This window comes from Sphingobium sp. V4, from assembly GCF_029590555.1.
Classification (GTDB): domain Bacteria; phylum Pseudomonadota; class Alphaproteobacteria; order Sphingomonadales; family Sphingomonadaceae; genus Sphingobium.
This window is the reverse complement of sequence record NZ_CP081002.1, coordinates 88,201-110,791: the sequence shown is the minus strand read 5'-3', so window position 1 is coordinate 110,791 and position 22,591 is coordinate 88,201. Positions and strand designations below refer to the sequence as shown.

At 64.1% G+C, this 22,591-nt stretch carries 18 protein-coding genes and 1 pseudogene; 4 read left to right on the top strand and 15 right to left on the bottom strand.

The window, feature by feature from the left end; genetic code table 11:
• Positions 1 to 2: 2 nt before the first annotated feature.
• The 10 genes and pseudogenes from K3M67_RS16350 to K3M67_RS16305 form a co-directional block, all read right to left on the bottom strand.
• A complete protein-coding gene (locus tag K3M67_RS16350) occupies positions 3 to 893 on the bottom strand; it encodes a VOC family protein (RefSeq protein ID WP_285833443.1) in 891 nt (296 codons plus the stop codon).
• On the bottom strand, positions 890 to 1,321 hold the full coding sequence (locus K3M67_RS16345; RefSeq protein ID WP_285833442.1) for a GlcG/HbpS family heme-binding protein: 432 nt from the start codon (positions 1,319 to 1,321) through the stop codon (positions 890 to 892). The genes K3M67_RS16350 and K3M67_RS16345 overlap by 4 nt, the downstream gene beginning before the upstream one ends.
• Positions 1,318 to 2,817, bottom strand: coding sequence for a bifunctional 3-(3-hydroxy-phenyl)propionate/3-hydroxycinnamic acid hydroxylase (locus K3M67_RS16340; protein ID WP_285833441.1), 1,500 nt, complete (start codon positions 2,815 to 2,817; stop codon positions 1,318 to 1,320). The genes K3M67_RS16345 and K3M67_RS16340 overlap by 4 nt, the downstream gene beginning before the upstream one ends.
• A 16-nt stretch (positions 2,818 to 2,833) precedes the next feature.
• Complete coding sequence (locus K3M67_RS16335) at positions 2,834 to 4,069, bottom strand: amidohydrolase family protein (protein WP_285833440.1); 1,236 nt, start codon at positions 4,067 to 4,069, stop codon at positions 2,834 to 2,836.
• Positions 4,070 to 4,149: 80 nt separating this feature from the next.
• Entirely contained in the window at positions 4,150 to 5,046 is an 897-nt protein-coding gene (locus K3M67_RS16330; protein WP_066858903.1) for a LysR family transcriptional regulator, read from the bottom strand.
• Positions 5,047 to 5,099: 53 nt separating this feature from the next.
• Positions 5,100 to 5,798: a YoaK family protein gene (locus K3M67_RS16325; protein ID WP_285833439.1), complete on the bottom strand. Its 699-nt coding sequence runs from the start codon at positions 5,796 to 5,798 to the stop codon at positions 5,100 to 5,102.
• Complete coding sequence (locus K3M67_RS16320; RefSeq protein WP_285833438.1) at positions 5,795 to 7,720, bottom strand: amidohydrolase; 1,926 nt, start codon at positions 7,718 to 7,720, stop codon at positions 5,795 to 5,797. Before K3M67_RS16320 ends, K3M67_RS16325 begins: the two co-directional genes overlap by 4 nt.
• Positions 7,721 to 7,743: 23 nt before the next feature.
• Positions 7,744 to 7,914, bottom strand: a pseudogene (locus tag K3M67_RS16315) (DUF1427 family protein); the annotation flags it as partial.
• A 21-nt stretch (positions 7,915 to 7,935) separates the two neighbouring features.
• Positions 7,936 to 8,775, bottom strand: coding sequence for an alpha/beta fold hydrolase (locus K3M67_RS16310; RefSeq protein ID WP_066858900.1), 840 nt, complete (start codon positions 8,773 to 8,775; stop codon positions 7,936 to 7,938).
• 43 nt (positions 8,776 to 8,818) lie between these two features.
• Positions 8,819 to 9,478, bottom strand: coding sequence for a hydrolase (locus K3M67_RS16305; RefSeq protein ID WP_285833437.1), 660 nt, complete (start codon positions 9,476 to 9,478; stop codon positions 8,819 to 8,821).
• 282 nt (positions 9,479 to 9,760) lie between these two features.
• Here K3M67_RS16305 and K3M67_RS16300 point away from each other — a divergent pair, with 282 nt between their 5' ends.
• The 3 genes from K3M67_RS16300 (at position 9,761) to K3M67_RS16290 (ending at position 13,780) form a co-directional block, all read left to right on the top strand.
• Entirely contained in the window at positions 9,761 to 10,414 is a 654-nt protein-coding gene (locus tag K3M67_RS16300; protein WP_285833436.1) for a YjbE family putative metal transport protein, read from the top strand.
• Positions 10,415 to 10,511: 97 nt separating this feature from the next.
• Complete coding sequence (locus K3M67_RS16295; RefSeq protein WP_285833435.1) at positions 10,512 to 12,680, top strand: TonB-dependent receptor; 2,169 nt, start codon at positions 10,512 to 10,514, stop codon at positions 12,678 to 12,680.
• Positions 12,680 to 13,780 carry a PepSY-associated TM helix domain-containing protein gene (locus K3M67_RS16290; protein WP_285833434.1) on the top strand — a complete coding sequence of 367 codons (1,101 nt, stop codon included), beginning with the start codon at positions 12,680 to 12,682 and terminating at the stop codon, positions 13,778 to 13,780. The genes K3M67_RS16295 and K3M67_RS16290 overlap by 1 nt, the downstream gene beginning before the upstream one ends.
• Positions 13,781 to 13,849: 69 nt before the next feature.
• Here the strand turns inward: K3M67_RS16290 and K3M67_RS16285 are convergent, their stop codons facing one another.
• The 5 genes from K3M67_RS16285 to K3M67_RS16265 all read right to left on the bottom strand — a co-directional run bounded on the left by K3M67_RS16285 (position 13,850) and on the right by K3M67_RS16265 (position 19,777).
• Positions 13,850 to 15,127: an alginate export family protein gene (locus tag K3M67_RS16285; protein ID WP_285833433.1), complete on the bottom strand. Its 1,278-nt coding sequence runs from the start codon at positions 15,125 to 15,127 to the stop codon at positions 13,850 to 13,852.
• Between the two features lie 69 nt (positions 15,128 to 15,196).
• Positions 15,197 to 16,000 (bottom strand): ABC transporter ATP-binding protein, encoded by an 804-nt coding sequence (locus K3M67_RS16280; protein ID WP_285833432.1) that lies wholly within the window; start codon positions 15,998 to 16,000, stop codon positions 15,197 to 15,199.
• A gap of 17 nt (positions 16,001 to 16,017) precedes the next feature.
• Complete coding sequence (gene ntrB, locus K3M67_RS16275; RefSeq protein WP_285833431.1) at positions 16,018 to 16,968, bottom strand: nitrate ABC transporter permease; 951 nt, start codon at positions 16,966 to 16,968, stop codon at positions 16,018 to 16,020.
• A gap of 17 nt (positions 16,969 to 16,985) precedes the next feature.
• A complete protein-coding gene (locus K3M67_RS16270; protein ID WP_066859047.1) occupies positions 16,986 to 18,266 on the bottom strand; it encodes a CmpA/NrtA family ABC transporter substrate-binding protein in 1,281 nt (426 codons plus the stop codon).
• A 458-nt stretch (positions 18,267 to 18,724) separates the two neighbouring features.
• On the bottom strand, positions 18,725 to 19,777 hold the full coding sequence (locus K3M67_RS16265; RefSeq protein ID WP_285833430.1) for a LacI family DNA-binding transcriptional regulator: 1,053 nt from the start codon (positions 19,775 to 19,777) through the stop codon (positions 18,725 to 18,727).
• A 309-nt stretch (positions 19,778 to 20,086) separates the two neighbouring features.
• On the opposite strand from K3M67_RS16265, the gene K3M67_RS16260 reads away from it, so the two are divergent.
• A complete protein-coding gene (locus tag K3M67_RS16260; protein WP_285833429.1) occupies positions 20,087 to 22,462 on the top strand; it encodes a TonB-dependent receptor in 2,376 nt (791 codons plus the stop codon).
• The last annotated feature ends 129 nt before the right edge of the window (positions 22,463 to 22,591 follow it).

Here is a 22,591-nt window from a genome sequence, read left to right as displayed (position 1 = left end):
GGTCAAGCGTCAAGCGGGGCGGCCTCCCAATCGCGGCGATGGCGGAATTTCTCCTCGGCGGCGCGCAGACCGTTAAAATCCTTGTCGGACATGCCCCACTGGTCGATCCGCTTGGCCGGCCAGGTCCAGTCCTCCGGTGCGCCGGGCTGATAATCGTCGGGCACCTTGTTCACGGCGGTCGAAAATTCGATCACCGGGCCGAAGGGAGCGATGAAATAGGCGAAGACGTTGGCACCCGGACCATGGCGGCCCGGCCCCCAGGCCGGCGCCATGTCCTGATCGCGCAACCGGCCAATACCGCGCATCACCGCGTCCAGATCCTCCATCTCGAAGGCGATATGGTTCAGCGACGCGAAGCCCGCGCGGGCGAAGGCGGTGCTGTGGTGGGAATCGTTGCAGCGCACGAATACCATGCCCTTGGTCCGGTCCGACACGCGAAAGCCCAGCGCGTCCTCGACCAGATGGCCGGTCGCTTCGGCGTCGGCGCTGTTGAACACCACATGGGTCAGCTTGACCGGCAGATCGGCGCCCTCGATCGGCGCGACTTCCGCAGCATCGACCAGGAAGCGCAGCAATTCGCCCTCCGCCAGCTCGACGATGATGCCATGGCCGCCGCCCAGATCGTCGGACGTCACCGGCGCGGCGGTCAGGCCGGCGGCGGCGACGCTCTGCTTCAACTGCGCCAGCCGTTCGGCGGTGCAGACGAAGGTGGTGGAGCGGACATAGCAATCCACAGACTCTTCCAGCGCCACCAGATAGGGATAGCTGCCCGATCCGCGCAGATAATGGATATTGCCCACCACATCGGCCGGGGCCATGCCCCAGATCTCGGTCAGGAAGGCAGCGGCCTGCTCCGCGCCCGGCAGCGCCAGTTCGATGCTGCGCAACTTCATTTCACATCTCCATGGGTAAGGCCGGCGGCCAATATGCCCGCAATGGCGCAAGCCTCGTCGCAATCGCCCGTATCGCCGCTGATCCCGACGGCGCCGATCACCGCGCCTTCCATCTCGCGGATCAGGACGCCGCCGGGCGACAGAGCGAGCTGGCCGCCGGTGACGGCCACCACGCTCTGGAAGAAGGCAGGATTGGAGGCGGCGCGCGCGGCAATGACCCGCGTGTCCGCCCCCATCCCCAGCGCACCCGAGGCTTTGGCCTTAGCGATGTCGAAACGGAACAGGCTGGCGCCGTCCTCGCGCACACAAGCGACGGGGTGCGCGCCCGCGTCCAGCACGACCACGGCGAGCGGCTGCGCGCCATCGGCGCGCGCCTTTTCCAGCGCCGTGTCGATGATGATCCGCGCCTGGGCGAGGGTGAGGCTCATGCGGCAATCTCCTGATGCGCGGCGCCAGCGATCAGGGCGTCGCGGCGCGTGATGAGGTCGGCAGGCTTGCCGGTGCCAAAGACATAATGGTCCGGGCGAACCAGCACGGCCTCCGCGCCGCGATCGGCCAGCCAGGCGGCGATCGCGCCCTGGTCGTCCAATCCTGCGATGTCGATGACGGTCACGTCCCCGCCCTCGACCGCAGTCCGGGCGAAGAGACGCCAGCCGGCGCCGGTCACATCGTCCAGCAGCCGATCGCCGACGCGCGGCTGGATGAAGCGCTCGCCCGCGCCCGGCGTGCCGGCAGCAACGATGCCGGTGGCGATGGCGGGGATGAGGTCGGCGGCGGTGCCATGCTGCGCACCCTTGGCGGCTTCGCGCATCTGGGCGTCACGCTCGGCCGCCGCTTCGGGGTCCAACATGCAGATATAGCGCCCGGCGCCCACGGCGGCGGAGATGACCGCGCGGACGTGGGGATCGCGTTCGGGCTGATAGGTGTCGAGCAACGCGTCGGGAGCGCGACCCTTCAATACCAGTTCCAGTTTCCAGGCAAGGTTGGCGACATCGCGCAAGCCATGGCACATGCCCTGTCCGAAAAAGGGCGGCGTCTGGTGCGCGGCATCGCCGGCCAGGAAGACGCCGCCCTGCCGCCACCGCTCGGCGATCAGACCATGGAAGCGATAGGTCGCCGCGCGCACCACCTTGTGCGGAACCCCGGAGAGGTAGGGTTCGACAAGGGCTGCGACTGCTTGCGGCGCCATCATCGCCTGGTCGTCTTCGCCAGGCAGGAGCATGAATTCCCAACGACGGTGATTGCCGCGGCCCGGTACGATGGTCGCCGGGCGCTTGGGATCGCACATCATCACCGACAGTTTCTGAAGGTCCGCATCCTGCGGCACGCCCCAGAGGTCGGGGAAGCGGACAGGACCGTCGACTTCGGCATCCACCACCAGCCAGGGCTCCTCGAAATCCAGATCGTCGAGCCTGATGCCCAGCGCCTTGCGCACCGCGCTGCGCGATCCGTCGCAGGCGATGACATAGCGGGCCTGTTCGGTGCGACCGCTCGACAGGCGCAGCGTTACGCCATCCCCGTCTTGCTCCAGCGTTTCGAAAGCGACACCGAACTGGACAGTTACATTGGGATGGTCGGCGAGCGCGTCGCGGAGATGATCCTCCAGTTCGGGCTGGTAGAAGAAATAGTCGTTGGACCAGCTGAACGGACGCGGCCGGCCGACCGTGCCCATGTAGCGGATGGCGCCATGGTCGGCGCCGACATGGAGATGGCCTTCGGTGTCGCGCATGTCGGGAGCGACCCGGTCGATCACGCCCGCGGACTGAAACAGACGCATCATCTCATGGTCGAGATGCACCGCGCGGGGCAGCGGGTAGGGGCGCGCTTCCTGCTCGATCACCAGGACCGAGACACCGGATTTCCCAAGGAGATTGGCCGCAAAGGCACCCACCGGCCCGCAGCCGATGATCGCAACGTCGAACATGAAAGCGTCTTTCCGGTCAGGCGGTCACGGGCTGCTGCGCGGGGGATTTGTGCATCTTCCCACCCAGCATGATCATCTTGATATTGCTGGCATCCTGAAGGATGCGAACGTCCTGTGTCGGATCGCCCTCGACCAGCAGCAGGTCGGCGAGATAGCCCGGCTTCACCTGCCCGACTTCCAGCCCCATCAACTGGCCGCCCAGCATGGTCGCGGCGCTGAGCGCCTCGGCCGGAGTAAAGCCGTAAAGGTTGACGAAATGCTCCAGGTCGCGGGCGTTGCGGCCATTGGGGTTGAAGGGGAAACCGTAATCGCCGCCCGGCAGCACCCGCACGCCCCGCGCCTTGAGCTTGGGCACCAGCACCTTCTCCAGCTCCAGCCGCTCGGCCGCGCTCGCCTTCATCGAGGACATGTCGATATGCGGCGGGGGCGATGCCTCCAGCGCGGCGACCGAGACGCCGGGACCAGGCGCGTAGAAAATCTCGTCCTTCTTCGCGACCATCGCGTCGATCGCGGCATCGTCGGCGAAGGAGCAATGATAGAGGATGCGGGCGCCGGCCTCGAGCGCCAGATTGATCGCGCGCGGCGAATAGGCATGGGTGGCGATCCACAGGCCCGCCTCCTTCGCCGCCTCGCCCGCCGCCAGCATTTCCTCGTCCGTGTAGAGGATGTCACCCGACGATCCGGGCTTCAGCGCATCCTCGCCCGAAATGACGAGCTTCAGGGACTGCACCCCCTCCGCCGCGCAGTAGGCGACGAAGGCGCGCATGGCTTCGGGGCCACGACCGTTGAACACGTCACCGGTTTCGACGCCCTCTTCGCCTTCAGGGCTGCGCTCGAGGGTCGAGGGGACGAGGCGCGGGCCAGGGGTCTGGCCGGCTGCGATCGCGCGGGCCAGTTCGGGTTCAATCTGGTCGCCGAGCGCCCCAGCCGAATAGAGGCTGGTGAAGCCATGGTCGAGCAGCACACGAGCATTGCGCCACGCGGCGACCTTCAGCTCCTCGGGCGGCAGGATGAACTGGTGATAGATTTTCTCGACCGAGCTGCCCCAGGTCAGATGTGTGTGGGAATCGACCATGCCCGGCATCAGCGTGGCGCCCAGGCCATCGATCACGCTGTCCGCTTCGACCGCCGCAATGGCGGCTTCGTCGTGCAGGACAGCGGCGATTCGATCGCCCTCTACAATGACCGCGCCAGGAAACGGCGCAGCGCCCGTTCCGTCGAAGATGGCGATGTTGCGGATCAGTTGCCGCACGGCGTGCTCTCCCGAAAACTCTTGTCGAGCAGCTTATGCGCCGATTTTCATGCAAAGAAAAATAATGATTTTTAGGGACATCATAGTTTGGAACTATGGATTAGAGCGTCCAGCAGCGCTTCGCCCAGGCGTGAGAGCCGCCCGCCCGCCATGCGCCGGATGCCGACGCTGCGGGGGAAAGCGGACTCCCGGATGCTGATGGCTCGCAGCACGCCGATCGACAGTTCGGCCGCAGCGACCTGCATCGGCAGGATCGTCACCCTGTTGCTGCCCCGCACGATCGCCTTGGTCGTGAGCAGGGAGTCGCAGCGTATCGCATCCTGCGGCACGGGCACGTCGGCAGCCATGAACAGGGCGTCGATCTGGCGGCGGAAGGCGCCGCGTGCTTCGGGCAGCACCCAGCGCATCGCGCCCATGTCGCGCAGCGACAGCTCCGCCGGTAGATGATCGTTGCGGCGACCGACGATCAGCGCAAAAGGATCGCGCGAGAAGGTCATTTCCTCCAGATCGTCCGGCGGTGCCTCGATCCCGGTGGTGACGAAGGCGAGTTCGATCTCGCCCGCGCGCAACATCGCGGCAAGGTCATGATCGGGCCGCTCGACGGCATGAAGCGTGAAGCGACCCATCCGGTCCTCCAGCCGCCGCACCGCTTCGGGCAACAGGCTGACCAGAGCACCGGGCGTACCGCCCACGCGAAGCGGGCCGGTCACGCCCTTGCGCGCGAGTTGCATTTCCTCCTCCGCCTCCCGCAGGACGGAATCGATCGTCTCGGCGCGGCGGAGGAGGATTTCGCCCTCGGCGGTCAGGCTGATCCCGGTGCGGGACCGTTCGAACAGGGTCGCGCCGACCGATTGCTCCAGTTGGGCGATCGCGTTGGAGACGGAGGGTTGCGAGATATTGAGCAGCCGCGCGCCGCCGCTGATGGAGTTGGCGCGGCACACGGCCAGGAACATCCGCAGGGCGCGAGGATCAATCATACGCTCTCCATCGCAGAGGGGCGGGCGATAGACAATGGCCGCCGCCGCTGCGATCAGGAGACGGCCGGGCGCGCCGCTTCCGGATGTATCATGCAGGCGATCGTCCCGATCAGCACGAGCGCTCCCGCGAGGATCAGCGGCAAAACCAGGCCGTGCCCCATGACCAGCCAGGCGCCGAGAGCAGCGCCAAGCAGGATGGCGACGACGCTGCCGATGCGGCGCGCCATGTTGGGGTTGCCGCCGCCCGCCATCGCCGAATCGGCCGCCAGGCCGGCGAGAGTGAGCGTAAGGACGGTGGTCGTGAGATCGGGCACCTTGAGCGAGCGGATGGTGGCGTTGCGGAAACCCATGGCTATGCCGGTCAGCGCGATAATGGCATAGAGATGCCCATCCGGGGACTGGCGGACCATTTCGAAGCCGGTGGCGACGCCTGCGGCGATCCAGAGCAGCGATGCCTCGACCAGTGCAGCGACCAGCAGCCAGCGTCGCAACGGCAGGCCGGCATGGCCCCGCCCCACCCGCCCCGCCACCAGCGCGCCGATCAGGAAGGCGAGGATGGCGACGAGGTAGGACGGCGCATGGAAGCCCGGCGTACCGACAGCCGCAAAACCCAGGAAGACGATATTGCCGGTCATGTTCGCGGTGAACACCTTGCCAAGGCCCAACACGCTGATCGCATCGACCAGTCCGGTCGTGACCGAGAGCAGAAGCAGGAGCCAGGGCAAGGGCGAAGGCGCGCGATCCATGGTCATACCGCCCAGCAACCGCAGCCCAGCGCCCCCCAGAAGCTCTGGACATCGGCCGCGGGAACGTTCGCGCCCAGCGCAGCGGCATGATCATGACCATGGACGCCGCAGGAAGAGGCGCAGCCGCAGGCCGAAGCCAACTTCTTCGCCGTTTCATCCTTGCGATGATAGCCGCCGAAGGTCGCAACAGGCGACCAGTCCGGCATCGCCTTGGGCATAACCGGTGCCAGCGGGCCATAATCGCCCTCGCCATGGACGATCCTGCCCCCCAGCAGGGTCAGCACGGAGCGGAGATGGGCGATCTCATCCTCTGGCACGGCAAAATAATCATCCGAGAGAAGCGCCAGGTCGGCAAGTTGCCCCTTCTTGATCTGCCCCTTCTTGCCCGGCTCGTTGGAGAACCATGTGTTCTTCTCGGTCCAGAGGCGCAGCGCGGTTTCGCGGTCGAGGCGATTGCGCACCGGATAGAGGGCGAGACCGCCGACCGTCTTCGACGTGACCAGCCAGGACAGCGACACCCAGGGATTGTAGCTGGCGACGCGAGTGGCGTCGGTGCCGGCGCCCACGGGCACGCCGGCCGCCATCATCCGCTTGATCGGCGGGGTCGCCTCGGCCGCCCTGGCGCCATAGCGTTCGACAAAATATTCGCCCTGGAAGGCCATGCGATGCTGGACTGCGATGCCACCGCCCAGCGCGGCGATCCGATCGATATTGCGATCGCTGATCGTTTCGGCGTGATCGAAAAACCAGTTCAGGCCTGCCAGGGGAATGTCGCGATTGACCTTCTCGAACACATCCAATGCGCGGCCGATCGTCTGGTCATAGGTGGCGTGCATCCGCCAGGGCCAGCGCCTTTCGGCGAGGAGGCGAATGACGGGTTCCAGATCGCCTTCCATTTCCGGCGGCATGTCGGGGCGGGCGACGCGAAAATCCTCGAAGTCGGCGGCCGAATACACCAGCATTTCGCCCGCACCATTGTGTCGGTAGCTATCGTCGCCGTCGCCCGGCTTGATCTGGGTCGACCAGGTAGCGAAGTCCCTGAGTTCTTCTTTCGGCTTCTGGGTGAAGAGATTATAGGCGATGCGCAGGGTGAGATCGCCATCCTTGTGCAGCTTTTCGATAATCTCATAGTCGTCAGGATAATTTTGCGAGCCGCCACCCGCATCGATGACGCTGGTGACGCCGAGCGCGTTCAACTCGCGCATGAAATGGCGGGTGGAGTTGAGCTGATATTCGGGCGGCAGCTTCGGCCCCTTGGCCAGGGTCGCGTAAAGGATCGTCGCATTGGGCTGGGCCAGCAGCAGCCCGGTCGGGTTGCCCTGCGCATCACGGACGATCTCGCCGCCCGGCGGGTTCGGCGTATTCCGGTCATAGCCCACCGCCCGGAGCGCGGCGGCGTTCAGCAGCGCGCGATCATAGAGGTGGAGGATGAAGACGGGCGTATCGGGCGCGGCGGCGTTGATCTCCTCGATGGTGGGGAGGCGCTTTTCGACGAACTGATGTTCGGTAAAGCCACCGACCACGCGCACCCACTGGGGCGGCGGGGTGTTTTCGGCCTGGCGCTTGAGCATCGCCATGGCATCGGCCAGGGTCGGCACGCCTTCCCAGCGCAGTTCCATATTATAGTTGAGGCCGCCCCGGATGACATGGATGTGGCTGTCGATCAGTCCGGGGATCAGGCGGCGGCCCTTCGCGTCGATCAGTTGCGCATCGGGCGCGGCGACGGCGCGCACCTCCTGCTCGCCACCGACCGCCAGGAACCTGCCATCGCGGATCGCGACCGCCTGCGCCACCGGATTCTCCCGGTCCAGCGTCGTGACCCTGGCATTGGTGATGAGGAGGTCTTTTCCGGTCATGGCAAGGCTTTCGGTGGCGGTGACAAGGGCGGTCGTGGCGGCGCCGGTGAGCGCCTGGCGGCGCGTGATCATGCGTCATTCTCCACATGAACGACAGGGGACGAATACAGAAGGCGACTGGCGAAAGGCAGCATCTGCTCGCCCAGCAATATCCCCGCCAGCCCGACAAGGGCGATGACCGGCGGGGCGGGGGAACGGACGCCGAGCAAGCCGTAGACGAGACCGACCAGCAGCCCGGCCCCCAGCGAGAGAAGATAGGGCTTCATGCGTCCATTCCCCTTTCGCGATCAGGCCTGGATGAAGGCGAGCATGTCGGCGTTCAGCACATCGGCATTCACCGTCAGCATTCCGTGCGAATAGCCTGCATAGATTTTGAGCGTGGCGTTCGGCAGGATCTCGGCCTGGAGCACGCCGGCATTCCGGTAGGGAACGACCTGATCGTCGTCGCCATGCAGCACCAGCGTGGGCACGGTGATCGCCTTCAGATCGTCCGTCTGGTCGGTTTCGGAGAAGGCCTTGATCCCCTCATAATGGGCAAGTGCACTGCCCATCATGCCCTGGCGCCACCAATTGTCGATGACCGCAGGCTTCACGTCCGCACCCTCGCGGTTGAAGCCGTAGAAGGGACCGGCGGCGACATCGCGGAAGAATTGCGCGCGGTTGGCGGCGAGACCGGCGCGAAGGCCGTCGAAAACCTCGATCGGGAGGCCGTCGGGATAGCGATCGGTCTTCAGCATGATCGGCGGAACGGCGCTGACCAGAACCGCCTTTGCAACGCGGCCCTGCGGCTGGCCATGGCGGGCGACATAGGCCGCGACTTCACCACCGCCGGTCGAGTGGCCGATATGGATCGCGTTGCGGAGGTCCAGTTGCTCGGCGACCGCGGCTGCGTCGGCGGCATAATGGGCCATGTCGTGGCCGACATCGACCTGTTGCGAGCGGCCGTGGCCGCGACGGTCATGGGCGACGACGCGATAGCCCTTCGACAGGAAGAACAGCATCTGCGCGTCCCAGTCATCCGACGAAAGCGGCCAGCCATGGTGGAACATGATCGGCTGGGCATCCTTCGCGCCCCAGTCCTTATAGAAGATGTCGACGCCGTCGCTGGTGGTAATGAAATTGCTCATGGGACAATCCTTTCAGAGAAAAATTGAAAACCGGGTCTTGTGGTCAGTGACCACCCTCGGAGGCGCCGAACATCGTCTTGGCATAGGTGATGCCCAGGCCATAGGCGCCGCCCCATTTGCGGGCGATGCCGGTCGTGAGGTCATAGGTTTCGGCGCGCGCCCAGTCGCGTTGCAGTTCGAGCAGATATTGGAGCGCGGTGATCGGGCGGGCGCCTGCCTGGATCATGCGTTCGACGGCGCGTTCATGCGCTTCCTCGCTGATGTCGCCGCTGGCGTCGGTGATGACATAGACTTCAAAGCCCTGCTCCAGGGCCGAAAGTACGGGTCCGACGATGCAGACGCTGGTCCACAGGCCGGCAAAGACCAGGCGATCCTTGGCCAGGCGGTTCACTTCCTCGATCACCGCAGCATCTTCCCATGTATTCATGCTGGTGCGATCCAGCATGGGCTGACCTGGGAAGGCGTCGGTGATTTCATCGAACATGGGGCCGGAAAAGCTCTTTTCGGCGACGGTCGTCAGAATTGTAGGGACATTGAAGCCGGCAGCGGCGTTGGCGACGAGCGCGGCATTGTTACGCAGCAGTTCGGGCGCGATCGACTTGGTGGCGAAGGCCATCTGCGACTGGAAGTCGATCAGGACCAGCGCATGGTTATCGGGCGAAAGCAGAGCCTTGGCGGGGGTCGGGGTGGCGGTGATGGTCATGTCTGTCTCCCTCGATATGGGCGGTGGCGAAGTGGTGACATCAGAGATAGCCGGATACTATCCCTTGAGTAATCCGGATAAAATCGTCCAGACTTTTCAAAAAAGTCGAAATGATGGGCGGTGCCTATCGGGACAGGCTGCTCCATCGATCTGAAAGGTTGATGACAGCTTCGCTGCCTATGCGGCGGTCGTCCCGTGGCGGGGCCATGAGGACCGCCCGCAACGCAACGGCCATTGGTTCAGGTGCGGGCGTCTCCTGCCTGACCGGTGGCGAGGGGTTTTATGAACGACATCTGGCAGCATATCGTCGCCGACTTCACCAATCTCGGTTCCCCTTCTGCACTGGCAGCTTTCGGTCAGGTCGTGCTGATCGACATCATGCTGGCCGCAGACAATGCGATCGTCGTCGGCGCGCTGGCGGCCGGGCTGCCGCCCGCGTCGCGCCGCAAGGTGATCGCGATCGGCGTGGTCGCGGCGCTGGTCCTGCGCGTCGCCTTTGCCCTGCTCGTCACTCAGCTGATGCAGCTGGTCGGCCTGGTGTTCGCCGGCGGGCTGTTGCTGGTCTGGGTCGCCTGGAAAATGTGGCGCGAGCTTCGCTCGGGCGGCGCATCGGAGGATGGCGAGGATATTGCCGGCAAGGCCGCGCCCAAGGGTTTTGCCCAGGCGGCCTGGGCCGTGGCCATCGCGGACGTTTCCATGAGCCTGGACAATGTGCTGGCGGTCGCCGGCGCGGCGCGCGCGCATCCCGGCATCCTGGTCATCGGCCTGGTCCTGTCTGTCGCGCTGATGGGCGTGGCGGCGAACCTGCTGGCGCGCGTCATCGAACGCTACCGCGCCATCGCATATTTCGGCCTGCTGGTGATCCTCTATGTCGCTGGCAAGATGATCCTGGAGGGCGCAACCGACCCGGAGACGGGTCTTTTGGCGCTGCTCTGACCAGAATGTCATCGGGTCGAAGGCACATTCCGGAATGCGAATGACTTGCAGGATCATCTTGGATTGAGTAGATGGCGCCGTCTTTCAGGGGGTCCTCATGCGTCATTTCATCGTCCCGCTCCTGTGCGCAACCGCGCCCTGCTCTCCGGCGCTCGCCCAAGCGCCCGCCGCAGGCGATGGGGATGACGCAATCATCGTCACGGCGGCCCGCACTATCCTGCCCGCCAATGCGCTCCCCCTGACGATCGATGTCATCGACCAGGAAAGGTTGAACCAGCAGGTCGCGATCAGTGGCTCCATCGTCGATGCCGTATCGACGCTGACGCCATCCTTCTCGCCGACACGCCAGAAGCTGTCGGGCGCGGGCGAAACGCTGCGCGGCCGATCCCCGCTCTACGCGATCAACGGGATTCCGCAGACCGCGCCTCTGCGCGACGGCGCGCGGGACGGTTTCACGATCGATTCCTTCTTCATCGACCGCGTCGAGCTGATCTACGGCTCCAACGCGCTGCAGGGCATTGGCGGCACTGGCGGCATCGTCAATCAGGTGACGGTCGCTCCACCGACCACCGATGGCATCACCGGCCGGATCCTGGTGCAGGGCAATGCCGATACCGGCTTTCATGGCGACGGCGTCGGCGGCAAGGTCGCGGGCCTCATCGGCTGGCGCGCGGGTCGCTGGGACGCGACCGTGGGCGCCGCCTATGAAAAGCGCGGCGCCTTCTACGATGGCCATGGGGATCGTGTCGGCACCGACCTGACGCAAGGGGAAACGCAGGACAGCCGCAGCTGGTCCCTTTTCGGACGTTTCGGTTATGCACTGAGCGACAGCGCCCGCCTCGACCTCACCATGAGCCGTTTCGAGTTGAAGGGCGACGGCGACTATGTGGCGCTGGACGGCGATTACCGCGTGGATCGCCCGACCACGTCGGTGCGCGGAACTCCGCCCGGCGATCCGGCGAAGAACCGCACCGAGAGCGCGGCGCTGACGCTGACCGACAGCAATTTGTGGGGCGGCAATTTCATCGCGCAGATCTTCTTCAACCGCTCGCGCGACACCTATGGCGGCGAAATCGCGCCGATCGCGACCTTCCAGGACGCGAGCCTCGCGCCGATCGGCACGCTGTTCGACCAGTCGCAGAATCGCAGCCGCAAATATGGCGGCAAGATCAGCTATGAACGCGCTGTTCCCGGCTTTGAGGCGCTGACGGCAACGCTCGGCTTCGACGCCCTCTATGACCTGACCGAGCAGCGGCTGATCGCCACCGGCCGCACTTGGGTGCCGCCGACGGACTATCGCAGCCTGGCGCCCTTCGCCCAGCTGAACCTGGCCCTGCTCGACAAGAAACTGCGCCTGGCTGGCGGCGTCCGCCATGAGGATGTGCGCGTCTCCATCGACGATTATCGGACGCTCGCGAGCTACAATGGAGGCTTTGCGGTGTCCGGCGGGACGCCGACCTTCAACGACACATTGTTCAACGGCGGCGTCATATTGGAGCCGTGGGCCGGAATCCGTGCCTATGCCAGCTATGCCGAAGGCTATACCGTGCCCGATGTGGGCCGGATCGCGCGGGCGGTAAACCGGGCGGGCGTCGATATCGATAGCTATATGAACATCAGTCCCATCGTCTCCAACAATCGCGAGATCGGATTCGAGCTGAAGCGTGGACCGCTGGATGCGAGTGCGGCCTATTTCTGGTCGACGAGCAAGAATGGATCACTGCTGGTGCAGACCGCCATCGGCGCGCCTTTCGAAATCCAGCGGCAGCGGGTCGAGATCCAGGGGCTTGAAGTGAACCTGTCGGCCCGGATGCCGCTTCCCGGCCTGACCCTGTCGACCGGCTATGCCCATCTGATCGGCCGCACCGATGGCAACAGCACGGATGGCATCGACAAGGTGGACCGCGACCTCGACGGTGCGAACATCTCGCCCGACCGCCTGAATGTCGCGGCCAGCTATGTGCGCGGGCCGTTGTCGGCGCGCATCCAGACGCAATTCTTCCTGTCACGCCAGTTTGAGGTCCGACCTTGGACTAGCCCGGCCAACGCCGCCTATAATCGGGGCTTCAGTTTCGGCGGCTATAACGTCACCGACCTCAGCCTGCGCTATCAGACCAGCTTCGGTGCGGTCACTCTGGCGGCCCAGAACATCTTCGACAAATTCTACATCGACTATTACACGCAGACCGTCCGGCCGACCGACAATGCCCATTATTTCGCCGGTCGCGGGCGCAATTTCACTTTGTCCTGGGACTATCGGTTCTGATGAAGCTGATCGACACGCTGCATCGCTGGACGGGGGGGATCATCGGCCTGGTGCTGGCGATCCTCGGGCTTACCGGCGCGCTGCTTGTCCACAAGGATAGCTGGGTGCTGCTGCCCCATGCCGGCGACGCGCAGGTCCAGGAGACCGCGCATCTGGCGGCGGTAACACAGCAGGTCATGGGCGATCCTGTGGCGCAGCCGCAATCGCTTACTTTCGCTTCGCAGAATTTCGGTCTTCTGCGCCTGACCTTCAAGGAAGGCGCGGGCGCCTATGCCGATCAGGATGGAACCATCGTGACCCGATGGCAGAGCCAGTGGGAACGCCCCGAAATCTGGATGTTCGACCTGCATCATCACCTCTTTTCGGGTGATAGCGGCGAGACGGTCATCGGGATCGCGGCGGTGTGCGGCCTGTTCTTCGTCGTGACTGGAATCCTGCTCTGGTGGAAAACACGCAAGACGTTCGCATTCCGCCTGTGGCCCGCCCGGATGAGCCGGCCGGCGATCGTACGCCATCACCGCGATCTGGGCGTCGTCATCGCACCTTTGCTGCTGCTTTCGCTTCTGACGGGCGCCATATTGGTGTTCCGGCCGCTGGCCGCGCTGATGTTCGGGCCGGGCGCTCCGGCACTGATCGACAAGGCGCTCCAGGGGCCGCCGCCCCGCCCCGCCAAGCTGAACGATCAGCTCGACTGGGCGCAGATGATCCGCACCGCCCGAGCGCGCTTTCCCGATGCGGAGGTTCGCAGCATCAGCCTGCCGCGCAAGGATAATGGCCTGATAACCCTGCGGATGCGATCGCCCGAGGAGTGGCTTCCCAACGGGCGGACGACGCTTTGGTTCGCGGCGGACAATGGCGCGCTCGTCGCCAGTCGCGATGCTGCGGACCTGCCCATGACCGTGCGCGGCTATAACCTGCTTTACCCCCTGCACACGGCCAAGGTCGGCGGCCTGCCCTTCAGGATCGTCATGACCCTGTCCGGCCTTGCCCTGACGCTCCTGGGGTCTCTGGCGGTCTGGACATTCTGGTTCCGCAAACCAAAAGCCGTCCGGACTTCAGCCCGACGACCGGCCGTCCCCCGCTATCGGCAAAGCTCCTGACCGGCATGTCCGACAGCGATGCGCGGAACCGGTCTTCCCGATCCCGCGCATCTGCATCGAGCGCGATGTTCAAAAAGCGTAGTCGATCTGTGCCCAGAATTTCTTCGTGTCGGCATCGCCGGTGAAGCTGGCGATGCCCTTACGCTGATAATCGGCATATTTGACAAGCGCGCTCAGACGCTTGTTCAGCTTCATCGTCACCTGCGCATTATATTCATCACCATAATGGATCGACAGCCGGTCGCTGCTGAAGCGGTGGAAGATGAAGGATGCCACCAACGGGCCCGCCTTCCCGAGCTTCGGCACTGTATACGCAGCGCCCGCATAATAATCCTGAATGCCCGTGCCGGGCGTGGTCAGAAACTTGTCCGCCCAGCCGTTGAACTTGTGCAGCGTGGCAAAAGGTGTCTGGAAGGCGAAGCCGCCGGCGACGCCGGTCGCGCCAGAATCCGACCCCAGCAGTTCATAGCCCGCCGTCAACTTGAACGCGGCGACATCCAGCGCCAGTTCCGCCGTCGCGAAGTCGGCCGAATAATCGACGGGGTTAGCGGCATGGTCGCTCTGGCGCGCATAGCTGGCGAGATAGCTGAGCTTCACTGTCTTCGAGAGGGGCTGCGCGCCCACGAAACGCACGCCATAGGTCTGGCTGCTATTCCGCCGGAGCGGCAGCACGGCTTCATCCTGGTCGACCAGATAGGCAAAGCCGGTCAGCGTTCCCAGCTTCATCTTGTAGGAAATATTGGCGAAGAGATTGTCGCCGTCGATATGCGTCGGCCGGTGGGTTGCGCCGAACTTGCCGCCGTCGATACCCCAGATGGTTCGAGCCGAAATCGCATAGGTGACGTCGACCTTGAGATTCTTCACGCCCATATATTCGACGCGCAGGGCATCGAAGGTCTGCTCATTCTGGCGCCAGGCGACCGAGCCGACGAAGCGCTGGTCATCCAGGTTGATCCGCTGGCGCCCGAGGGTCACCACCAGCGGCTTGGTGCGGTACTGGAGTTGCACACGGTTCACCTCGACAGTCTCGGGATCCGGTACGATTGGATAGAGCGTCTTGCCGTTGACGCCGCTATTATAAGTCTCATCGATGGCCAGCGTCCCTTCGGCCTCGGCCAGAAAGGCGAACGGGCCTTTGGAAATCTCTCCGCCTGCTCGCACCCGCATCGTTACAGCATGGGCATCGCGGCTGCTGGTCAGCGGCGCCGGACCGGCCTGATCGACGCCCTCATAGCGCAAACGCGCCTCGACAATAGGCTTGAACACGATGTCGTCGGCCAGGGCTGGCGTCGCGACTGCGGTCAAGGCGGATATCGACGCCGACAACAAGAAACAAACCTTACGCATAAATCCCCCTTCTTGGCTCCTGATGGCCCTTTCTGGGCCTTCCAGGGCATCCCCCCATAGGTCTTGATGTCAGGCGGCGAGTGTCGCCGGGTTGCGGTAGCGCTCGTGCAGGAAGTGGATGACGGCCGATCGCGCCTCGGCATATTCGGCCGTATCGATCGCTTCGAGCCGGTTGCGCGGCCGGGGCAGCGAAACGGCCCGATCCTCGCCGATCCGTGCCGCCGGGCCGTTGGTCATCATCACCACGCGGTCGGCCAGCAACACCGCTTCATCCACGTCGTGCGTGATCATCAGCACGGTATTGTTGAGCCGGGCCTGCAAATCCATGACGACATCCTGCAGCGCCGCCCTGGTGAGCGCATCCAGCGCGCCGAACGGTTCGTCCATCAGCAATACGCGCGGGTTCATCGCGATGGCGCGGGCGATGCCCACGCGCTGCTTCATGCCGCCCGACAATTCACCTGGGCGCTTGGCGGCGGCATGGGCCATCTGGACCAGCTCCAGATTATGCATGACCCAGTCCCTGCGCTCGGCCTTGCTCTTGCCGTCCGCCGTCTTGTCGACGGCGAGACGGACATTTTCCTCCACCGTCAGCCAGGGCAGCAGCGAATGGTCCTGAAAGACCACCGCCCGGTCCGGTCCCGGCGCGTCCACCACCTGACCGTCGAGGAAGATCACGCCCCTGGTCGGCTTGACCAGCCCGGCGACGGCATTGAGCAGCGTCGACTTGCCGCAGCCCGAATGGCCGATCAGCGCCACGAACTGCCCCTTATCGACTTCCAGATCGATCCCGTCGAGCGCGCAAAAGCGCCCGGCCTTGGTCGGAAATTCGACGGTGATGCCCTCAAGCGCGAGATAGCTGCGCTGTTTCATGAGCCTGTCCTTTCCCTTTAACCGGCGCGGCCGATGATGCGGCCCGCGAAAGCGACGATGCGGTCCAGTGCGAAGCCCACCATGCCGATCCAGACCAGCGCGACGATGGTGTCGGTCAGCAGCGAGCTGTTGTAGCTGTCCCAGATGAAGAAGCCGACGCCGGTGCCTCCCTGCACCATTTCGGCGGCGACGATCGCGAGCCAGCTCATGCCGACGCCGATGCGCAGGCCGGTGAACATGTGCGGGACGGTGGCGGGCAGCATGATGCGGACGAAATATTCGACCGGATTGAGCGCCAGCACCTTGGCCACGTTGCGATAGGCGGCCGGGATCGTCTGGACGCCGGCGGCGGTGTTGAGGATGACCGGCCAGATCGCGGTGATGAAGATCAGGAAGATCGCCGAGGGCTGGGCCTGCTGGAAAATCGCCAGGCTGATCGGCAACCAGGCCAGCGGCGGTACGGTGCGCAATACCTGGAACAACGGATCGAGCGCCCGGAAGGCGAAAACGCTTTGCCCGATCAATATGCCAAGCGCCACGCCGATCACCGCGGCGATGCTGTAGCCGATCAGCACGCGGCTGAGGCTGGTCAGCACATGGCCGGCAATGCCGACGTCGCCGCCGTCCTGGATGCTCATCGCGACGAAATCGACCCCCTTGAAGGGATTGACGATCACCTCATGGCTTTCCTGCCAGACCTTGTAGGGGCTGGGGAAGGTCGCGTCCGGCGAGCCGCAGAGCAGCTGCCAGACCAGCAGCAGCCCCATGACCATCACCAATGTCGGCAGCGTATTGGCCACCATGGACCGGGCGGTCCGGACCAGCGGGTGAACCGGCGCCGCGACCGGCTCGAAACTCCGGCGGGCGATCGCCTCTTCGGGATAGGGCAGGATGACCCCCAGTTCGGTGGCGGGAGCGCCGGCCGAAACCGACGGTCCATTCTTGCTGTTGGGCGATGGCAAGGCCATGCTCTTTTCCTTCCCTGTCAGACGCGCTTGATCGCCAGGCTGGCGAGGTAAGCCTTGGGGTTGGCGGGATCGAAGCTCTTGCCGTCAAAGAATTTCTCGACGCCCCGGCTATCGCTGGCCGGCCCCTTGCCCCCCAGCATCGCCGCGGCCTTTCGCCAGATGTCGGAGCGGTTGACCTTGGCGATGGTGCCCTTGGTGTCGAGCGACATGGGCAGCTTGCCCCAGCGCTGGTTCTCGGTGAGGAACCAGAGGTCATGGCTCTTGTAGGGGAAGGAGGCGTAGCCGGCGAAGAACTTCATCTTGAAGGCCGCGTTCGGGAATTTGCGCCCGTCGCCCATGGTGAAATTGCCCTGAAGACGATCGGCGATGTCGGTGACTGGACATTTGAGATAATCGCGACCGGCGATCGTGCTGGCGAGCTGGCTGGTGTTGGCCGGACTGTCGGCCCAGCGCTGCGCCTCGATGATGGCGGCCGTGATCGCCTGCGCCGCCCGTGGATGCTTCGCGACCCAGTCGGAACGCATGGCGAAGCTTTTTTCGGGATGGTTCATCCACATCTGGCCGGTCGATACGGCGGTGTAGCCCAGTTGCTGCGCAACAAGCTGATCGTTCCACGGCTCACCCACGCAGAAGGCGTCCATCGTGTCGGCCTTCATGTTCGCAACCATCTGTGGCGGCGGAACCGTGATCAGCTCCACATCCTTGTCCGGGTCGATGCCGCCAGCGGCCAGCCAGTAGCGTAGCCACAGGTCGTGCGTACCGCCGGGGAAGGTCATGGCCATGCTGATCTTCTTGCCCGCGCCTTTGCGCTGGGCGATAACTCCTTTCATCTTAGCCGCGTTGAGGTCGGCCTTCGCCCCGAGATATTCCTTGGAAACGGAAATGGCCTGACCGTTGACGTTGAGGCGGGCGAGGATGCTCATCGGCGTCGCCTTGCCGATCGCGCCCAGCGTCAGCAGATAGGGCATCGGCGTCAGAATATGCGCGCCATCGATGCCACCGCCGCCGCTGCCCAAGACCAGATTGTCGCGGGTCGCCCCCCAGCTGGCCTGCTTCATCACCTGCACGTCGGGCATCCCATATTTGGCGAAGAGGCCCAGTTCCTTGGCGATGATCAGCGGCGCCGCATCCGTGAGCGCGATGAAGCCGAGCTTGGCGCCCGATACTTCCGGACCCGACCCGGCCGCAAACACGCCGGATGGAAATGCCTGCTGCACCGCAGCGAATATCGCCGCCGTGCCGCTGGTCTTGAGCAGACCGCGCCGGCTGACGCTATCCCGATTGTCCCCCTCTGCCATTCCCCAATGTCCTTCCCTGTTGCTCGTCATCAGCCGCGCACGGGCGCGGCCGTCCGTCGCCGGAAACCGATCCGGCGCGCGAAAGATGTTCTTGAGAGCCGCCCGGCAGCCGCAGGCCGCTGGCGGAAAACCAAATAAAAAAGCCGCCAGGACCAAGGTCGCAAGACCTGTCCGGGCGGCATCATTGCCTGATCGATCCTGTGAAGGAACGGAACTGAGCCTGCCGTCATCGGCGAGCATCAGTCTATAGATCGAAGCGCCCCTGCTTCGACGACATGCAAGCTGTCACCCTTTCATTCGAGTCGCAAGCGAAATTTTTGCGTTGCACAAATTGCATTCGGTTCGCGATTGACGACAGGCGGCCGTGCTCCGCCTCCATACCGTTGGCAACCGATCAATGTTCGAGACGAACCACGATCGTCGGACCGGATCAGGATGTATATGCGACTGGTCCGGGGCTAACCATCCAGCGAAGGTGATGCCGTGGATTCCCTGATCACCAGTTCATGGCGCAGATATGTTGTCGAGGGCGCAGGGAGCGTTTCCGCACTCCTCGCCAGCGCCACCGCCTGCGTCGCCGCTTCCGCCGAAATCCGCGCACCGGGATGCCGCACACTGGTCAAAGGCGGCCAGATCTTGACTGCTATGGGGGTATCATCGAAGCCAACCACAGAAATGTCGCGCGGCACGTCCAGACCCCGTCGGTGCGCCAGCGACACGATCGCCGCAGCCATGTCATCATTGCTGGCGAAAATCGCGGTGGGACGATGCGCGAGTTTCAACAATTGCTCGCCCGCGGCCAGGCCGGATTCGAAACTCATGTCGCCTTCGACGATCAGGTCCGGACGAACATCAAGGCCGGCATCCCTCAGCGCCGCCATATAGCCGTCGCATCGGGTGCGATGGATCAGATGCCCCGGACCACCGCGAATAAAGCCGATGTCGCGATGGCCCAGGCCGATCAGATAGGCGGTCATTTCGCGCGCCGCTTCACGATCGTCGATCCGGACGCAATATTCGCCCGGCAATTCGTCGCCCGGCGACATGGCGATGACGGGCACCGGAACATCGCGCGTCAGCCCGAACATGCTGGCCACTTCGCAATAGGGCGGCACGATCAGGATGGCATTGGCGCCACTGTCCACCAGGGCTTTCATCTGTCGCGCAATCTCGACCGGCGCCGCGCTGTCGAGCCGCCGCAGCAGCAATTGCGCGCCCAACTGGCTGGTAGCGTCAAGCGCACCAACCAGAATGGAACTGAGAAAGGCATTCTCGATATTGCGGTGCAACAGGCCGATCCGGATCGTCGCCGCGCTGGCCAGCGAACGGGCTGCCAGATTGGGTATGTAGTTCAGTTCGCGCACGGCAGCCATCACCAGTTCACGCGTCTTTTCCCGCACCTTGTGGCTGTTGTTGAGCACATTGGACACGGTCATGGTCGAAACGCCGGCGCGATCGGCAACGGTCTGGATCGTGACGGCCTGGCTGGAACGGCGACCCGGACGGGCCATGGTGAACTCCCTGTTTTCCGTTGGGCGACGGATGTCGGCCTGCTCGGTGAACGCCCCCGCGCCCGCACCTGTCATTTATCGCTAAAATATGCGCAATGGCAAATGCCGCCAAACCCGTGGTTTCATCCAACTTGCCGCCTGTAGTTATAGCGCTAAAATTCTGACTTGACTCCAACTCATCCGTCGAACATTTAGCGCTACAATTGCGCAAGCGAATAGCGTGAGGGCGTCGCCGGCTTCGGTGGCCGCCGGGATTTGAACAACAGCGCGCCGGTGCACAATCGTCCGGGCGAGATAGGGGAGGCAAAAATGCGTTTTTCCAGAAATATCCTGTGCCATGCCAGCGCATCTGCGATCGTGCTTGGCGCTGTCATGTCGCCCATGGCCGTATTCGCGCAGGACCAGGGCGCCGATACCGCGGCGCTGGACGGCACCGACATCGTGGTGACCGCGCAAAAGCGCGCCGAGCGCCTCCAGGATGTACCGCTGGCCGTCACCGCCGTAGGCGCCGATACGCTGGCCAATCGCCAGATCAATGACAGCAGTTCCCTAGTGCAGGCGGTGCCGTCGCTCACCTTCCAACAGGGCGCCACGCCTACCAACAGCAGCTTCCGCATTCGCGGCATCGGCACCGCCCTGTTCGGCCAGGGCGTCGAATCGTCCGTTTCGACCGTCGTCGACGGCGTGGTCGCCGTGCGCCAGACCCAGGGCTTCACCGACCTCGCCGACATCGAGCGCGTCGAAGTGCTGCGTGGCCCGCAGGGCACGCTGTTCGGCAAGAACGCGACCGCCGGCGTGGTCAACGTCACCACCGCGCGTCCCTCGCGCGATTTCGAAGGCCGCGCCGAAGCGACCATCGCCGAACATGGTGAATATCGCGTCCGCGGCACCGTGTCGGGCCCGATCAGCGACACGATGCGTGCTCGCGTGACCGGCTTCTACAATGACGTGCGCGGCATCGCCCGCAACATCGCCACCGGCGGCTGGGACAATGGTTCGAAGAGCTGGGGCGTGCGCGGCAAGCTGGAATGGGACGCGACCGACAACCTGAATCTGTTGTTCGCGGCCGAATATCGCAAGACCGAAGCGGACTGCTGCGCCTCGACCTGGATTGCGATCACCAATCCCAATCTCCAATCTCTGGTCGGCCCGATCAATGCAACGCGCGAGAACCGCACGCTGAATGACGAGACCGTCACCTATTCCAACAGCGACCAGCAGACCTATTCGCTCCAGGCCGACTGGGATCTGGGCGAGTCAACCATCACGTCGATCACCGCATACCAGAAATATTATCTGGACGTGAACCAGCCGATCGAACGCATCAACAGCAACGTGCCGCTGTTCGTCGGGGCCGGCGCGACCTATTCCTATTTCAGCCAGAACCATGGTGTCGTGGACCTGTCCGCCTTCAGCCAGGAACTGCGCATCGCCAACAACGGCAACAGCGACCTCAACTATGTCGCCGGTGTCTTCTACATGCATTCGGACATAGAGCGTCCCTTCGATCGCCGCCGCGCCCGCTGCACCGCCGGCACCTTCGGCCAGCCCTGCGCCACCGCCAACATCGTCTGGCAATCCGCCGCGAGCAATGTTCGCCTGAAGCAGGACAGCATCGCCGCCTTCGGCCAGTTCGACTATCGCATCATCGGTGGCCTCAAGGCGATCGGCGGCCTTCGCGTGCAATATGAGAAAGGCACCAACAGCGGCACCCGCACAGCACCGATCGTTGCGGGCGACGTGGTGTTTCCTGGCAACGCATCGACCAGCGGTTCGGTCTCCGCCGACGACACCGCCGTCACCGGCAAGGCAGGCCTGCAATATGAATTCAGTCGCAATGCACAGGTCTATGGCAGCTATACCCGCGGCTATAAGGGGCTGGGCTATGACATGGAAATTTCCACGAATCTGGCCAACCAGACCGTGCTGGAACCGGAACATGTCAACGCATATGAATTGGGCTTCAAGGGCCGTACCGCCGACGGCGTACTGAGCGTCAGCACCGCGCTGTTCCTGGCGGACTATACCAATCTTCAGGTCCAGGCGAACCGGTCCGACATCGCATCGGGCGTGGTCCAGTTCGTATCCACCAATGCCGGCAAGTCGCGCACCAAGGGGTTCGAGGTCGAGGCGACGGTGCGTCCCGACGATCATTTCAGCCTGACCGGCGCCGTGACCTATTCGGACGCGCGCATCGACATCGATGGCCTGAACTGCCCGCAGCAGATCGCGGCCACCGCACCGATCATGTCCGGATCGCCGTCAAACATCTGCTACCGCGCCGCTGCCGGAGTCACACCGACGCAAAATCTGCGCGGCGCAACCCTGCCCGTCAGCCCGAAATGGCGCATCAGCATCGCGCCGCGTTACGAAGCGAACATTCCAGGCACCGACTATGCCGGCTTCGCGCAGGTGGGCGTCAATTTCCAGAGCGCTATGAACTTCTCGGTCGAGCAGGACCCGCTGCTGGAACAGCCCGCCTATACGCTGGTGGACGCCAGCATCGGCGTGAAACAGATTGACGGCCGCTACAGCCTGACCCTGTTCGTCAAAAATCTGTTCGACGAAAACTACCTGACCAGCATCGGCCACACCTCGTTCCTGGGCGGCAACTATGATCTGGTCGGCACCTTCAACAAGGATGCGGATCGTTATTTCGGCGCCACCCTGGGCGTGAAATTCTGATTGGACAGCGTGCGGCGGTTGCGGCCGCCGCACGCGCATTCGCCTCTGCCCGATGAGTATCGCCATCCCCGACCTGTCTCCCCCCCGTTCGCCCAGCGCTGGCCCTCTCGCCCTCTCCCCGGAGGATCA

Excerpts from the sequence above, each read along its gene's own strand:
- K3M67_RS16310 (WP_066858900.1), bottom strand. The coding sequence starts at position 8,775 with ATGAGCAATTTCATTACCACCAGCGACGGCGTCGACATCTTCTATAAG.
- K3M67_RS16340 (WP_285833441.1), bottom strand. The coding sequence starts at position 2,817 with ATGTTCGACGTTGCGATCATCGGCTGCGGGCCGGTGGGTGCCTTTGCG.
- K3M67_RS16265 (WP_285833430.1), bottom strand. The coding sequence starts at position 19,777 with ATGGCCCGTCCGGGTCGCCGTTCCAGCCAGGCCGTCACGATCCAGACC.
- K3M67_RS16295 (WP_285833435.1), top strand. The coding sequence starts at position 10,512 with ATGCGTCATTTCATCGTCCCGCTCCTGTGCGCAACCGCGCCCTGCTCT.
- K3M67_RS16280 (WP_285833432.1), bottom strand. The coding sequence starts at position 16,000 with ATGAAACAGCGCAGCTATCTCGCGCTTGAGGGCATCACCGTCGAATTT.
- K3M67_RS16285 (WP_285833433.1), bottom strand. The coding sequence starts at position 15,127 with ATGCGTAAGGTTTGTTTCTTGTTGTCGGCGTCGATATCCGCCTTGACC.
- K3M67_RS16270 (WP_066859047.1), bottom strand. The coding sequence starts at position 18,266 with ATGGCAGAGGGGGACAATCGGGATAGCGTCAGCCGGCGCGGTCTGCTC.
- ntrB (WP_285833431.1), bottom strand. The coding sequence starts at position 16,968 with ATGGCCTTGCCATCGCCCAACAGCAAGAATGGACCGTCGGTTTCGGCC.
- K3M67_RS16330 (WP_066858903.1), bottom strand. The coding sequence starts at position 5,046 with ATGATTGATCCTCGCGCCCTGCGGATGTTCCTGGCCGTGTGCCGCGCC.
- K3M67_RS16300 (WP_285833436.1), top strand. The coding sequence starts at position 9,761 with ATGAACGACATCTGGCAGCATATCGTCGCCGACTTCACCAATCTCGGT.
- K3M67_RS16260 (WP_285833429.1), top strand. The coding sequence starts at position 20,087 with ATGCGTTTTTCCAGAAATATCCTGTGCCATGCCAGCGCATCTGCGATC.
- K3M67_RS16345 (WP_285833442.1), bottom strand. The coding sequence starts at position 1,321 with ATGAGCCTCACCCTCGCCCAGGCGCGGATCATCATCGACACGGCGCTG.
- K3M67_RS16290 (WP_285833434.1), top strand. The coding sequence starts at position 12,680 with ATGAAGCTGATCGACACGCTGCATCGCTGGACGGGGGGGATCATCGGC.
- K3M67_RS16305 (WP_285833437.1), bottom strand. The coding sequence starts at position 9,478 with ATGACCATCACCGCCACCCCGACCCCCGCCAAGGCTCTGCTTTCGCCC.
- K3M67_RS16320 (WP_285833438.1), bottom strand. The coding sequence starts at position 7,720 with ATGATCACGCGCCGCCAGGCGCTCACCGGCGCCGCCACGACCGCCCTT.
- K3M67_RS16325 (WP_285833439.1), bottom strand. The coding sequence starts at position 5,798 with ATGACCATGGATCGCGCGCCTTCGCCCTTGCCCTGGCTCCTGCTTCTG.
- K3M67_RS16350 (WP_285833443.1), bottom strand. The coding sequence starts at position 893 with ATGAAGTTGCGCAGCATCGAACTGGCGCTGCCGGGCGCGGAGCAGGCC.